Source organism: Planktotalea arctica (genome assembly GCF_002105285.1).
GTDB lineage: Bacteria > Pseudomonadota > Alphaproteobacteria > Rhodobacterales > Rhodobacteraceae > Planktotalea > Planktotalea arctica.
The window spans coordinates 36,209-48,986 of the sequence record NZ_MUHR01000006.1; the positions used below are offsets into that span (position 1 = coordinate 36,209).

A 12,778-nucleotide genomic window follows, 5' to 3' on the forward strand; every position below is an offset into this window, starting at 1 on the left:
CGTTATGACATGACTTTTACATGGCTCAAACGCTATATGCCGCGCTCGCTGTACGGGCGTGCGGCGCTTATTCTGGTTTTGCCGGTCGTGACCTTGCAACTGGTGGTTTCCGTCGTGTTCATCCAGCGTCACTTCGAGGGCGTGACCAAGCAGATGAGCAGCGGGGTATCGCTTGAATTGCGCTATTTGCTGGATGAAATGCAAGGGCTACCGACACAGGCAAGCGCGCTCGACACTGTGCGTGGGCTGGCGCGCAGCTTACAATACGATCTGAGCTTTGTTTCCGAGCAGAGCGTGCCGGAAACGACGTTGCGCCGCTGGTATGATTTTTCCGGCATCGTCGTCGAGCGCACGTTGAAAGCGCGGCTGGACGAAGTTCAGGTGGTTGAAATGCCCGATGACTGGCGCATTTTTGCATATGTGGACACGCGGCTTGGCGTGTTGCGCATCGGGTTTGATCGACCGCGCGTATCTGCGTCCAACCCCCATCAATTGTTGGTTAACATGCTGTTTTTCGGCGTCTTGATGACGTTGATCGCCTATATTTACCTGCGCAACCAATTGCGGCCAATAACCCGCCTCGGGCGCGTCGCAGAGGCCTTTGGGCGAGGGCAAACGCTACCTTATCATGCGTCTGGCGCTGTGGAGGTGCGTGCGGCGGGCAATGCGTTCTTGTCCATGCGCGCGCGAATCGAGCGGCAGATCGAGCAGCGCACGATGATGCTCTCCGGGGTGAGCCATGATCTGCGCACGCCGTTGACACGGTTGAAGCTGGGCCTGTCGATGCTGGAAGACAGCGAACGTGAACCGCTGGAGCGGGACGTTGAGGACATGCAGCGCCTGCTGGACGAATTTCTGAATTTCGCGCGTGGCAGTTATGAGGGTGAGCAGGAGCCTTGCGATCCATTGGCCTTGGCGCGTGCGGTGGTGGACGATGCGCAGCGCATGGGCACGGCGGCGTCGATGGCGCAATGTGATGGGGGCGGCGCGGTGATGCTCAATGAGTTGTCGATTCGCCGCGCTCTCGAAAACCTGATCGGTAATGCAGTTCGTTATGGCACCCGCGCGCAAATCTCTGTTTTGCGTACGGAAAAGACGGTGGTGTTTCGCGTTGAAGATGATGGTCCGGGCCTGCCCGAAGACCTTTACGGCGCGGCTGTAAAACCCTTTGTGCGCCTTGATCCGGCACGCAATCAGGACAAGGGTTCTGGCGTGGGGCTTGGCCTTGCGATCACAAATGACATCGCACGTGCTCACGGCGGCACGCTGCGGTTTGGCAAAAGCACAAGCCTTGGCGGGCTGCGCGCGGATGTGGTGATAGGCGCCTGACGCGCTATCCGGCACGAAAACGCAAAACGCCCTACCGACGAGGGCAGGGCGTTTCAAATTTGGAGAGCAGACAGCCTTTAGCGGTTTTCGATATCCGTGTAATCGCGCGCTGTTTCACCGAGGTAAAGCTGGCGGGGACGGCCGATTTTGGCCTGTGGGTCCGCAATCATTTCCTTCCACTGGCTGACCCAACCCACCGTGCGCGAGAGCGCGAAAATGGGGGTGAACATAGATGTCGGGAATCCCATCGCTTCTAGAATGATGCCCGAATAGAAATCGACGTTCGGGAACAGCTTCTTTTCGGCGAAATAGGGATCGGCCAACGCGGCTTTTTCCAACTCCTTGGCAACCTGAAGTGTCGGGTTGTTTTCGATGCCGAGCAGTTCGAGAACTTCGTCTGCCGATTGTTTCATAACCTTGGCGCGCGGATCGAAGTTCTTGTAGACGCGGTGGCCAAAGCCCATGAGGCGGAAGGGGTCATCCTTGTCTTTCGCGCGGGCGATGAACTCGGGGATGCGATCCACTGTACCAATTTCGCGCAGCATCTCGAGACAGGCCTGATTCGCACCGCCGTGCGCCGGACCCCAGAGGCATGCAACGCCGGCGGCGATGCAGGCAAACGGGTTCGCGCCGGAGGATGACGCAAGGCGCACCGTGGAAGTCGATGCGTTTTGCTCGTGATCCGCGTGCAGTGTGAAGATGCGGTCCATTGCGCGGGCGAGGATCGGATTCACTTCGTATTCTTCGCACGGCACAGCAAAGCACATGCGCAGGAAGTTGGAGGCATAATCCAGATCGTTGCGCGGATAGATGAAGGGCTGGCCGATCGTGTATTTATAGGCCATCGCCGCGATCGTCGGCATCTTTGCGATCATCCGGATCGAGGCGACTTCGCGCTGCCACGGATCATTTACATCGGTGCTGTCGGGGTAGAAGGCGGACATCGCGCCGATGACGCCGACCATGATCGCCATAGGATGTGCATCGCGCCGGAAGCCCCGGAAGAAATTGATCATCTGCTCGTGCACCATCGTGTGACGGGTAACGCGCAATTCGAAGTCCTCAAGCTCTGTGCCTGTGGGCAATTCGCCATACATCAACAGGTAGCAGACTTCGAGGAAATGAGATTTTTCCGCGAGCTGATCAATGGGGTAGCCGCGATGCAAAAGCTCGCCCTTGCCACCGTCAATGAAGGTGATGGTGCTGTCGCAGCTTGCCGTTGAGGTAAAGCCGGGATCATAGGTGAACACGCCCGCCTGCGCATAGAGCTTGCGGATGTCGAGCACATCGGGGCCCGCGGTCGGCGTGTAGATCGGCAGTTCGATCGATGTATCATCAAAGCTCAGCGTTGCGCTGCGTTTGGCGGTGTCTGACATTCCGTTCCCTTTCAAATCTGCCCATCCGCGCGGACCGCGTGAAGGCTCGTTTATTCGTTGGGTCTTACCAAAGTCTTACCCATGTTCTTGTGCCGCGTCTTTGATGCGGGCCAGTGCTTCATCACGGCCCAGAACCAATAGCATATCGAATACGCTTGGAGTCACGGAGCGCCCGGCGAGCGCAGCGCGCAAAGGTCCGGCCATCTTGCCGAATTTGAGACCGTTTGAATCGGCATAGTCAGCAGTGGCCGCCTCTAAAGCGTCTCGCGTCCAGCTAGCATTTTGCAGATGCGGCGTCAATGTGGACAGTATACCACGGGATACCGGATCCAGTGACTTGAGCGCTTTCTCGTCAGGCTCAATAGGGCGATCCACCAAGAGAAACTCTGCTTTTTCAAGGAGTTCAGGGAAAGTTTTGGCCCGTTCCTTGAGGCAATTCATCGCATCGGACAAAAGCGCCAATTTGACATCAGGCAAGTTATTCTCGCCAATGGCAGTCCGAAAAGCGAGCAATTCTTGCTGCAAAGCAGCATTTTCGCTGGTAGCAATATGCTGCCCGCACAGATGCTCCAGTTTTTTGGTGTCGAAGCGTGCGGGGGATTTACCGATTCCCGCAAGGTCAAACCATTCACGCGCCTGTGCATCACTGAAAAATTCATCGTCCCCATGGCTCCAGCCAAGGCGCGCAAGATAGTTGCGCATACCTGCGGCAGGGTAGCCCATAAGTTGATATTCCTGCGCTCCGAGCGCGCCATGGCGCTTGGATAGCTTCTTACCGTCAGGCCCATGGATCAGCGGAATATGCGCATAGACGGGTAGGGGCCACTCCATGGCTTCGTAGATCATCATCTGTCGCGCGGCATTGCTTAGGTGATCATCGCCGCGAATGACGTGGGTGACGCCCATGTCGTGATCATCCACCACGACGGCAAGCATATAGACAGGCGTGCCATCCGAGCGCAGCAAGATCATGTCATCAAGCTGCTCATGGGCAATGCGCACGTCGCCTTGCACTTCGTCCTTGATCACCATTGTCCCGCCTGAGGGCGCTTTTATGCGGATCACATAGGGGGCATCGGGGTGGCTTGCCGCGTCGGAATCGCGCCAAGGGCTGCGGTAAAGCGTTGATTTGCCCTCTGCGCGAGCCGCCTCGCGAAACGCCTCGATCTCGTCTTGCGTTGCAAAACATTTGAAGGCCTTGCCAGCGGCGAGCAATTCATTTGCGACTTCGGCGTGACGATCTGCGCGCTCGAACTGGCTGATCACATCGCCATCGTGATCCAGCCCAAGCCAGGCCATGCCTTGCAAGATTGCTGCGCTCGCTTCGGGGCTGGAGCGCGCGCGATCCGTGTCCTCGATGCGCAGCAGGAATTTACCCCCGCGTCCGCGCGCATAGAGCCAGTTGAACAGCGCGGTGCGCGCGCCCCCGATATGAAGATAGCCCGTGGGCGAGGGGGCGAAACGTGTGACGACAGCAGCGGACATGGCGTGGTTAACCTTTCGGTAAGCATAATTTGGCTAGATTCTAGCTCGTGATAGCTACCCCAAAGCGCAAGGACAAGGACAAGCATGGGTCACCGCCTGCTGGATCAATTGAGCGCGCAGATGGCGCAGGGATTTATCTGTTCGCCTGTGGTGCTTGCACTCGGGGTTTTGCTCTATTTTCAGATGCCTGTGGAGCCTGCGTTTCGCGAGGTCTTGGGCGGTTTCGCTTTGGCTTTGCTTGCTGGGGCGGGCCTGCTGCGCGCGCCCTATGTGCTGCGCCCGATCTTCTGGTGTATCGCATTGCTCGCACTGGGTTTTTCCGTTGCGGGGTGGCGTACGCAATCCATTGCCGCTCCAGTGCTCGATTGGCGCTATTACGGCCCTGTGGAGGGGCGGGTGATCGGGCTTGACCGCTCCGGCTCGGGCGCGCTGCGGGTGACGCTGGATCAGGTCACGCTAGGGCGGCGCGGCGCTGCGCGCACGCCCGAGCGCGTGCGCTTGTCCCTGTTTGGCTCGGATGCGGAGGCGCGCCCGCGTGCGGGCGCGCGCGTGATGACCACCGCGCATCTGTCGCCCCCTTCCGGCCCTGCCGAGCCGCATGGCTTTGATTTCCAGCGCCACGCGTGGTTCGGCCAGCTCGGCGGCGTGGGATATGCGCGCGTTCCCCTTTTGCTGGCTACGCCGCCAGAGGCAGGGGTGAATTTCTTCTCCATCCGCCTTGCGCTTTCGGAGCGGGTGCAGCGCCATTTGAGCGGGCAAACAGGCGCTTTCGCCGCTGCCCTGATGACCGGCGATCGCAGCGGGCTGTCGCAAGAGACCTTGCAAAACCTGCGCCACAGTAATCTGGCGCATTTGCTCGCGATTTCGGGCCTGCATATGGGGCTGCTCGCGGGCTTCGTCTTTGGCGCTCTGCGTATCGGGTTATCGTTCATCCCCGCGCTCGCAGTAGGAGGGGCGGTTAAGAAACTCGCGGCGCTTGGCGCGCTTGCGGCGGCGGCGGGATATCTGGGCCTTTCGGGCGGCTCTGTCGCGACGGAACGCGCCTTCGTGATGGCGGCCGTTACGCTTGGCGCAGTCATGCTCGAGCGGCGTGCAATCAGCCTGCGCTCCGTCGCGGTGGCGGCACTTATCATCCTGCTGCGTCGCCCAGAAGCGGTAACGGGCCCGGGTTTTCAAATGTCCTTCGCAGCGACCACGGCGCTGGTGGTGATTTTCACGACCCTGAGTGCACGAAACATGGGGCGCAAACCTAGCAGTCCGGTGTTCAATCTGGTGTTCGGCACCGTCGTGTCCTCGGGCGTAGCGGGGCTGGCGACCTTGCCGATCGCGGCGGCGCATTTCAACCTGATCTCGCACTATGGTTTGATTGCCAATCTTGTCTCTGTGCCGCTGATGGGGGTGATGGTGATCCCCCTCGCGGTGCTGGCGGTCTGTTTGATCCCGCTTGGCCTTGACTGGATTCCTTTAAAAATCATGGGTCTCGGGCTGGATTGGATATTGAGCGTTGCAGGCGAAGTGTCGGGCTGGCCGGGTGCGGTCAGCAAGATACCCGCGCCCCCGGATTGGGCGTTTTTCGCGCTCTGCTTGGGGCTGCTGATCGTCGCATTGATGGTCACGCGTGTGCGGTTCATCGGGCTTGCGCCAATTGCGGCGGCGCTGCTGGGCTGGGTCACGGTCGAGCGGCCGGACGTGCTTATTTCCGACACGGGCACTCTGGTGGGCGTGATGCAAGGAACGCAGCGGGTTTTGAGCAAGGAGAAGGGGGCAGGTTTCGTCGCGGGCGTCTGGCTGGAGAACGACGGCGATGCGCGCGCGCAGTCGCAGGCAGGTGCAGATTGGCAAGGCGCGCAGATCGGGCAGGCGCGGATATTTGCGGCGTCCGGCAAGCGGGGGCTGACAGAGTTTTCAGGCTGCAGTGCCAAGGATATTGCCGTGTTCTCAGAGATATATGAGGGCGATGCGCCTTGCACGGTGTTCGATCAGAAGCGCCTGCGCAATGTCGGAAGCGTGGCGTTGAGATGGGACGCTTCGGGCGCTTTGAAAATAACCACGGCCCGCGACGTCGCGGGCCGAAGATACTGGAACGACAAAGCCCTGCGCAAAGCGCGGCTGGGGCATTAATAGCTGCGGATCAACCCGACAAGGCGACCTTGAACCTTGACCTGCTCATGCGAGAAAAACCGTGTCTCATAAGCTGGGTTCGCAGCTTCGAGCGCGATGGTGGTGCCGTTGCGATGGAACCGCTTTAGCGTCGCTTCCTGATCCTCGACCAGCGCTACGACGATATCGCCGTTATCGGCGGTATTCGTTTCGCGGATCACAACTGTGTCGCCATCGTTGATACCTGCGTCGATCATCGAATCGCCTTTAACTTCAAGGGCGTAATGCTCGCCGGGGCCAGAAAGCATCTGACTGGGAACTGCGACATTGTGCGAGGCATGGCTGATCGCCTCGATTGGCACACCAGCAGCGATCTGTCCCATAACTGGCAATTCAATCGCACGAACCGGCTCGACGGGACGGGCTTCGCGCGGGGCAGGGGCGTCGGGTTTGCCGCCCTCCACGACGCGCGGCACAAAGCCTGCGGGGGTCATGCCCATGCTGTCGGGCAGCTTGACGATTTCGATGGCGCGCGCGCGGTGGGCAAGGCGGCGGATAAAGCCGCGCTCTTCCAGAGCGGTGATCAGGCGGTGAATGCCGGATTTGGACCGTAGGTCCAGCGCTTCTTTCATCTCGTCAAACGAAGGGGGAACACCGTCCTTTTGCATCCGTTTGTTGATGAATTCGAGCAAATCGAGCTGTTTCTTAGTCAACATACCTGCAACCTCCTGCTGTGCAGTTTTCTTTTGTTCTAGGCATGTTCTTGTTTTGTGTCAACATGTTCCGATCACAGCGGAACATAGCTCACCTGTTCTCCTGCTTTGCGCGCGCAGTCATGCGGCGTGCGCAGCAGCAACGCGTTGGCTTCGGCCAGCACCGACAAAAGCGCGCTGTCCTGCCGCTTGAAAGGCGTGATTTGCCCGCCTTTCAGAACTGCGCGCATATAGTGCGCGCGCGGCCCGTTGGCCGGGATATCCTGAGCCAGCACTGCATTTTGGTGCGGGGCGGGGTGTTGGCCAAGGCCCATCATCGCACGCACCATGGGGGCGACGAAAACCGTGCCGCAAACCATGGCAGAAACCGGATTTCCGGGCAGGCCAATCATTGCTGCGTTACCTATGCGGCCCGCCATGAGCGGCTTGCCGGGGCGCATGGCGACTTTGTAAAAGGCGCGCTGCATCCCCAATTCCTGCGCCACATCGCCGACCAGATCATGATCCCCCACAGAGGCACCGCCGATGGTCACGATCAGATCGGCGCCGCGCGCCAGATCAAAGGCGGTGCGCAGTGCGGGCAGTGTATCATGGGCTATGGGCAGCAGGCGCACGGTGGCTCCCAGTTGCTCCAGCATCGCTTTGAGACCGAAAGTGTTGGAGGCGATGATCTGATCAGGGCCGGGCGTTTCGCCGGGCATCACAAGCTCTGATCCTGTCGAGATGAGCGCCACGTCAGGGCGGCGCGTCACGGGCACTTCGCTGATATTCATGGACGCGAGCAGCGCGATGCGCTGCGGCGTCAGGATCAGCGGTGCTTGCAGCGTTTGGCCCGCTTTGAAATCGGTTCCGGCGGGGCGTACATAGGCGCTGGTTTCTGTAACAGCGCGGATGGTGATCTGCGTACCCGCCGCGTCGACATCTTCCTGAATCGCGATCCAGTCGGCACCTTGTGGTACGGGCGCACCGGTGAAAATGCGCACGGCCTGGCCCGCGCCGACAGAGCCGTCGAAGCGCGCTCCGGCCGCCGCCTCGCCAAGCACGCTCAACCGGGTGCCGACTTTGAAGTCAGCACTTTGAATTGCATAGCCATCCATCGCGGAGGCAGGAAAGGGCGGTTGATCGCGCTTGGCCGTGACGCTTTTTGCGAGCACGCGGCCTGCGGCCTCGCCAAGGGGGACCGCTTCGCTCTCCAGCGGCGCGATCAGCGTGAAAAGCTGCGCAAGGGCCGCCTCGACAGAGATCATGTTGCGCTGTAGCGGCCCGACTTACCGCCGTCTTTCAAGGTGACGCGGACGCCGCCGATTTCCATGGTTTTGTCCACAGCTTTGATCATGTCATAGACGGTCAAGGCGGCGGTACTGACCGCGGTGAGCGCTTCCATTTCAACGCCTGTCTGCCCCGTGGTTTTCACCGTGGCGCTGATCTGCACGCCCGGAAGTTCTGGATCAAGTTCCAGTTCAAGCGCGACTTTGGCAATGGGTAGAGGGTGGCAAAGCGGGATCAATTCGGGGGTTTTCTTGGCCCCCATGATGCCTGCAAGCTGCGCCACGGCGAGCACATCGCCCTTCTTGGCGGTGCCGCCTGAAATGATGTCAAACGCCTCTTGGCTCATGCGTACCCAGCCCGCGGCGGTGGCGACGCGGGCGGTTATCTCTTTCTCGGAGACATCCACCATATGTGCTTCGCCCTTGGCGTTGAAATGCGTCAGACCGCTCATGCGCCCATACCTGCGCTGCCCGCTGGATTGCGCAGCAGATCGCGTGTTGCGCTCTCTACATCGTCTTGACGCATCAGGCTCTCGCCAATGAGGAAAGTGCGCGCGCCGTAACGCGCCATATCGGCCAGATCGGCGGGGGTAAACAAGCCGCTCTCTGAAATGATCAGACGATCTTCGGGCACCATGCGGCTTAGTTGGCGGGTGGTATCAAGCGAGGTCTCAAAGGTCTTGAGGTTGCGGTTGTTGATCCCCATCAGGGGCGATTTGAGTGCGGTTGCGCGCTCAAGCTCGGCGGCGTCATGCACTTCGAGCAGAACGTCCATGCCCCACTCGAATGCAGCGGCTTCAAGCTCGGCCGCTTGGCTGTCAGAAACCGAGGCGAGAATGATCAAGATGCAGTCTGCTCCGAGCGCGCGGGCCTCTGCCACTTGATAGGTGTCATACATGAAATCTTTGCGCAGCGCAGGCAGATCGACGGCCGCGCGCGCATCGCTCAGGAAGTGCTTGGCACCTTGAAAGCTGGGCGTGTCGGTGAGAACGGACAAGCAGCTCGCACCGCCGCGCTCGTAAGCGGCGGCCAGTGCGGCAGGTTCGAAATCTTCGCGGATCAGACCTTTGGAAGGAGAGGCCTTCTTAATTTCTGCGATAAGGCCGTAGCCCTCGCGCGAGGCGCGCATGAGCGCGTTCGCGAAACCGCGCGGCGGGCTTGCGGCGCGCGCTTCGGCCTCTACGTCCTCAAGAGGTTTGGCCGCTTTATCTGCGGCAATTTCGTCCAGCTTATAGGCTTTGATGCGATCTAGGGCAGTCTGGGTCATGTCGGTATCCTATTTCGGGGCGATTTTGTAAAAATCGGGGTCCAGTTTTTTCAAAAATTGGACTAGCCCTTGCCTTTCGTAGCGCGCGCAAGAGCGTCCACTTTGGCCTTTGCCGCGCCGCTGTCGATGCTCTCGCGCGCCAGAGCTGCACCGGTTTTGAGATCATCAGCCTTGCCCGCAACAACCAGTCCAGCAGCGCTATTCAGCAAGACGGCATCGCGGTAGGCGTTATGCGCGCCGCCGAGAATGGCATGAAACGCTTTTGCGTTATCTTGTGGCGTGCCGCCCTGAATGTCCTCGAAGGGATGCACTGGTAGGCCCGCGTCTTCGGGGTGCACTTCGAGCTCCCGCACTGCACCGTTTTCCAGCGCGGCGACCCAAGACAGGCCCGCAATGCTCAGCTCGTCCGTGCCGTCACTACCGTGTACCAGCCAAGCCACATCAGAGCCAAGCTGGCCCAACGTCTCTGCCATAGGCCGGATTAGATCGCGCCTGTAGGCCCCTGTGAGTTGGCGTTTCACGCCTGCGGGGTTGGTCAGAGGGCCAAGAATGTTGAAGATCGTGCGCGTGCCAAGTTCGGCGCGCGTGGGCATCACATGGCGCGTGGCAGGGTGGTGCATGGGGGCCATCATGAAAGCGATGCCGCAGCTCTCCAGCGCCGCTTCGACCACGTCGACACCAACCATGACGTCGATGCCCATTTGCCCCAGCGCATCCGCGGCGCCGGATTTGGAGCTGAGATTGCGATTGCCGTGTTTGGCCACCGTTACCCCTGCGCCAGCAACCACAAAGGCAGTGGCGGTGGAAATATTGAGCGTGCCTTTGCCATCCCCCCCCGTGCCGACGATATCCATGGCACCCTCGGGCGCGCGCACAGCGTTGCATTTGGCGCGCATCACATAGGCGGCGGCGGCATACTCATCCACCGTTTCGCCGCGCGTGCGCAGCGCCATGAGCAATCCGCCAATCTGGCTTGGCGTCGCTTCCCCGGTAAACAGGATTTCAAAGGCTGCTTCCGCTTCTAGGCGGGTCAGTGCGCGCTCGGCGGCGGCATCGATCAGGGGCTTTAGCGCGTCGCTCATGCGGAAACCTTCATTGTCTTCAGAAAATTACCGAGCATCGCATGGCCATGCTCGGATCGGATGGATTCGGGGTGAAACTGCACGCCGTGGATCGGCAATTCACGGTGCTGCAATCCCATTATCGTGCCATCCTCCAGCTCTGCCGTGATTTTCAAACTCTCGGGCAGGCTCTTACGGTCCACCACAAGAGAATGGTAACGCGTTGCTGCAAACGGGCTTGGCAGTCCTTCAAACAGACCTTCGCCCGTATGCTGCATTTGTCCCATCTTGCCGTGGACGATCTCGTGGCAGCGCACAACCTTGCCGCCGAAGGCTTGGCCAATGCTCTGATGACCAAGGCAAACCCCGATCAGGGGTGTGCGCGTCTCTGCCGCCAGCGCGACCATCTCAAGGCAAATACCCGCTTGATCCGGATCGCAAGGCCCGGGCGAGAGCATCACCCCAGCCGGATTGAGCGCCATCGCGTCGCGCGCGCTAAGTGCGTCATTGCGCACAACCTTAACATCTGCGCCAAGTTCGCCCAGATAATGCACCAGATTATAGGTAAAACTGTCGTAATTATCGATCAGCAGCAGCATGTGGTGTCTCAACTTGTTCAATGCGTCCCGCACGCGGGGCCCGGTTGCGTCCTACATGCTCAGGACTGCGCACAAGGGTCAAGAGGCCCCTTGTCTTGCTGGGCGCAAAGGGTCAAACTTAGCGTGAAATATCTGGTGACAGTCGAAGGTGGTGGTGCAGTGGCAAAAGGTGCGTTTTCAGGACTGGTTTGGGGCGTTGTCGTCGCTGGCTTGGGCGCAGGGGGGCTTTCGCTGGCCTATCCCGATTTCAAACCGGGGGGCGGGCTCGCGAATACGGATGCGCCGGGCGCGGTGAGTGAAGCGGCACTTCAGCCTGAGATACCTGAAGCGAACCCAACCGGCGAGTCCGCGCCAGTGCCTGCGCCAGTGACCGCGCCTGCGCCCGTCGTGCAGGCGGATGTTGTAGCCGAGGAAGCACCGCAAGAAGAGGCCGTGCCTGCCGATGCTGAGGCAGCCTTGGTGCGTGATCCGGATATTACTGAACCAGACATGTCTGAAGCTGAGACGCCAATAGTTGACATGCCTGCACCTGACTTGCCAGCATCTGACTTGCCCGCACCTGACGGGCCTGCGTCCGAGACAAGCGAAGCTGAATCAAACGCGCCTGCCCTGGATGTGATGGAACCTGACGCACCATTAGACGTGGCACCGGAGCCATCCGAGGATAACGTGCCAGAGGCCACAGAGACTGCGGAATCCGAGCAGGAACAAAAAACGGAACAACCCGCTGAACAAGTGCAGGCCGAACGGATCACTGACGAAATCATTGCTGCCCTTCCGGCCCAGACCGAAGGCACCGTCGGCAATCTTGCACCGCAAGTCACCACCAATCGCCTGCCTACCCTCGGGCAGGACGCCGCAGTTGAGGCCGATGCCGAAAGCGCACAGGCACCGCCGCCCATCGAGCGGTTCGCAGCCGAGTTCACTGTGGAGGAGGGCAAGCCGCTGATGGCGATCGTGCTGATCGACGAAGGCGACAGTTCCCTCGGCGTTGAAGCGCTTGAATCATTCCCCTATCCTTTGACCTTCGCGGTCGACGCAAATGGCGCGAACGCGGCGGAGCGGATGCAAATCTACCGCGAAAAGGGCTTTGAAGTGCTCGCCCTGGTCGATCTGCCGCGCGGCGCGACAGCTAGCGACGTCGAGGTTGCAATGAGCGGATATTTCGCAGCTCTGCCCGAAGTGGTGGGCGTTCTGGAGGGCGTACAAAGCGGCGTGCAAAGCAGCCGTGAAATGGCAGATCAACTCACCCAGATCATTCTGGACAGCGGGCATGGCATGCTCTTGCAAGCCAGTGGGCTGAACACTGCGCGCAAACTTGCGGAGCGAGAGGGCATACCCGCAGGCACCGTGTTTCGCGACTTCGACGGCAATGGGCAATCTGCGAGCGTCATGCGCCGTTTCCTTGATCAAGCGGCGTTTCGCGCAGGCCAGGAGGGCGGCGTCGTGATGATGGGGCGCTTGCAGGCCGAAACAATTTCGGCGCTGCTGATCTGGGGCCTTGCGGATCGCGCCAGCCGCGTCTCTCTCGTGCCAGTCAGCGCGGTTCTGACCCAAGGCGCTTCGGCTGAATAGGCGGC

The 12,778-nt window shown here is 60.2% G+C and carries 11 protein-coding genes; 3 read left to right on the forward strand and 8 right to left on the reverse strand.

Features of this window, described 5'->3' with window-relative positions:
* Positions 1–9 precede the first annotated feature (9 nt).
* Complete coding sequence (locus B9P63_RS07485; RefSeq protein ID WP_085307950.1) at positions 10–1,329, forward strand: ATP-binding protein; 1,320 nt, start codon at positions 10–12, stop codon at positions 1,327–1,329.
* 77 nt (positions 1,330–1,406) lie between these two features.
* On the opposite strand, the gene gltA is transcribed toward B9P63_RS07485, so the two are convergent.
* Together gltA and gltX are read right to left on the reverse strand one after the other, a co-directional pair.
* Complete coding sequence (gene gltA, locus B9P63_RS07490) at positions 1,407–2,705, reverse strand: citrate synthase (protein ID WP_085307951.1); 1,299 nt, start codon at positions 2,703–2,705, stop codon at positions 1,407–1,409.
* A 75-nt stretch (positions 2,706–2,780) separates the two neighbouring features.
* Entirely contained in the window at positions 2,781–4,190 is a 1,410-nt protein-coding gene (gene gltX, locus B9P63_RS07495; protein WP_085307952.1) for a glutamate--tRNA ligase, read from the reverse strand.
* A gap of 84 nt (positions 4,191–4,274) precedes the next feature.
* Here gltX and B9P63_RS07500 point away from each other — a divergent pair, with 84 nt between their 5' ends.
* Positions 4,275–6,311 (forward strand): ComEC/Rec2 family competence protein, encoded by a 2,037-nt coding sequence (locus B9P63_RS07500; RefSeq protein WP_085307953.1) that lies wholly within the window; start codon positions 4,275–4,277, stop codon positions 6,309–6,311.
* Here B9P63_RS07500 and lexA read toward each other — a convergent pair.
* The 6 genes from lexA to B9P63_RS07530 all read right to left on the reverse strand — a co-directional run bounded on the left by lexA (position 6,308) and on the right by B9P63_RS07530 (position 11,198).
* The gene (gene lexA, locus B9P63_RS07505) at positions 6,308–7,006 is read right to left on the reverse strand and encodes a transcriptional repressor LexA (protein WP_085307954.1); all 699 of its coding nucleotides are present in this window, start codon (positions 7,004–7,006) and stop codon (positions 6,308–6,310) included. The genes B9P63_RS07500 and lexA overlap by 4 nt on opposite strands.
* 71 nt (positions 7,007–7,077) lie before the next feature.
* On the reverse strand, positions 7,078–8,250 hold the full coding sequence (locus B9P63_RS07510; RefSeq protein ID WP_085307955.1) for a molybdopterin molybdotransferase MoeA: 1,173 nt from the start codon (positions 8,248–8,250) through the stop codon (positions 7,078–7,080).
* Positions 8,247–8,723 (reverse strand): cyclic pyranopterin monophosphate synthase MoaC, encoded by a 477-nt coding sequence (gene moaC / locus B9P63_RS07515; protein WP_085307956.1) that lies wholly within the window; start codon positions 8,721–8,723, stop codon positions 8,247–8,249. The genes B9P63_RS07510 and moaC overlap by 4 nt, the downstream gene beginning before the upstream one ends.
* The gene (trpC, locus tag B9P63_RS07520; RefSeq protein WP_085307957.1) at positions 8,720–9,538 is read right to left on the reverse strand and encodes an indole-3-glycerol phosphate synthase TrpC; all 819 of its coding nucleotides are present in this window, start codon (positions 9,536–9,538) and stop codon (positions 8,720–8,722) included. Before trpC ends, moaC begins: the two co-directional genes overlap by 4 nt.
* 62 nt (positions 9,539–9,600) lie before the next feature.
* Positions 9,601–10,620 (reverse strand): anthranilate phosphoribosyltransferase, encoded by a 1,020-nt coding sequence (gene trpD / locus B9P63_RS07525; protein ID WP_085307958.1) that lies wholly within the window; start codon positions 10,618–10,620, stop codon positions 9,601–9,603.
* The gene (locus tag B9P63_RS07530) at positions 10,617–11,198 is read right to left on the reverse strand and encodes an anthranilate synthase component II (protein WP_085307959.1); all 582 of its coding nucleotides are present in this window, start codon (positions 11,196–11,198) and stop codon (positions 10,617–10,619) included. Before B9P63_RS07530 ends, trpD begins: the two co-directional genes overlap by 4 nt.
* A 123-nt stretch (positions 11,199–11,321) precedes the next feature.
* On the opposite strand from B9P63_RS07530, the gene B9P63_RS07535 reads away from it, so the two are divergent.
* Positions 11,322–12,773: a divergent polysaccharide deacetylase family protein gene (locus tag B9P63_RS07535; RefSeq protein WP_085307960.1), complete on the forward strand. Its 1,452-nt coding sequence runs from the start codon at positions 11,322–11,324 to the stop codon at positions 12,771–12,773.
* The last annotated feature ends 5 nt before the right edge of the window (positions 12,774–12,778 follow it).

Bases quoted from the DNA above. Each gene is read 5' to 3' on its own strand.
- trpC (WP_085307957.1), bottom strand. From the start codon at position 9,538: ATGACCCAGACTGCCCTAGATCGCATCAAAGCCTATAAGCTGGACGAA.
- gltA (WP_085307951.1), bottom strand. From the start codon at position 2,705: ATGTCAGACACCGCCAAACGCAGCGCAACGCTGAGCTTTGATGATACA.
- lexA (WP_085307954.1), bottom strand. From the start codon at position 7,006: ATGTTGACTAAGAAACAGCTCGATTTGCTCGAATTCATCAACAAACGG.
- trpD (WP_085307958.1), bottom strand. From the start codon at position 10,620: ATGAGCGACGCGCTAAAGCCCCTGATCGATGCCGCCGCCGAGCGCGCA.
- B9P63_RS07500 (WP_085307953.1), top strand. From the start codon at position 4,275: ATGGGTCACCGCCTGCTGGATCAATTGAGCGCGCAGATGGCGCAGGGA.
- moaC (WP_085307956.1), bottom strand. From the start codon at position 8,723: ATGAGCGGTCTGACGCATTTCAACGCCAAGGGCGAAGCACATATGGTG.
- B9P63_RS07530 (WP_085307959.1), bottom strand. From the start codon at position 11,198: ATGCTGCTGCTGATCGATAATTACGACAGTTTTACCTATAATCTGGTG.
- gltX (WP_085307952.1), bottom strand. From the start codon at position 4,190: ATGTCCGCTGCTGTCGTCACACGTTTCGCCCCCTCGCCCACGGGCTAT.
- B9P63_RS07485 (WP_085307950.1), top strand. From the start codon at position 10: ATGACTTTTACATGGCTCAAACGCTATATGCCGCGCTCGCTGTACGGG.
- B9P63_RS07510 (WP_085307955.1), bottom strand. From the start codon at position 8,250: ATGATCTCTGTCGAGGCGGCCCTTGCGCAGCTTTTCACGCTGATCGCG.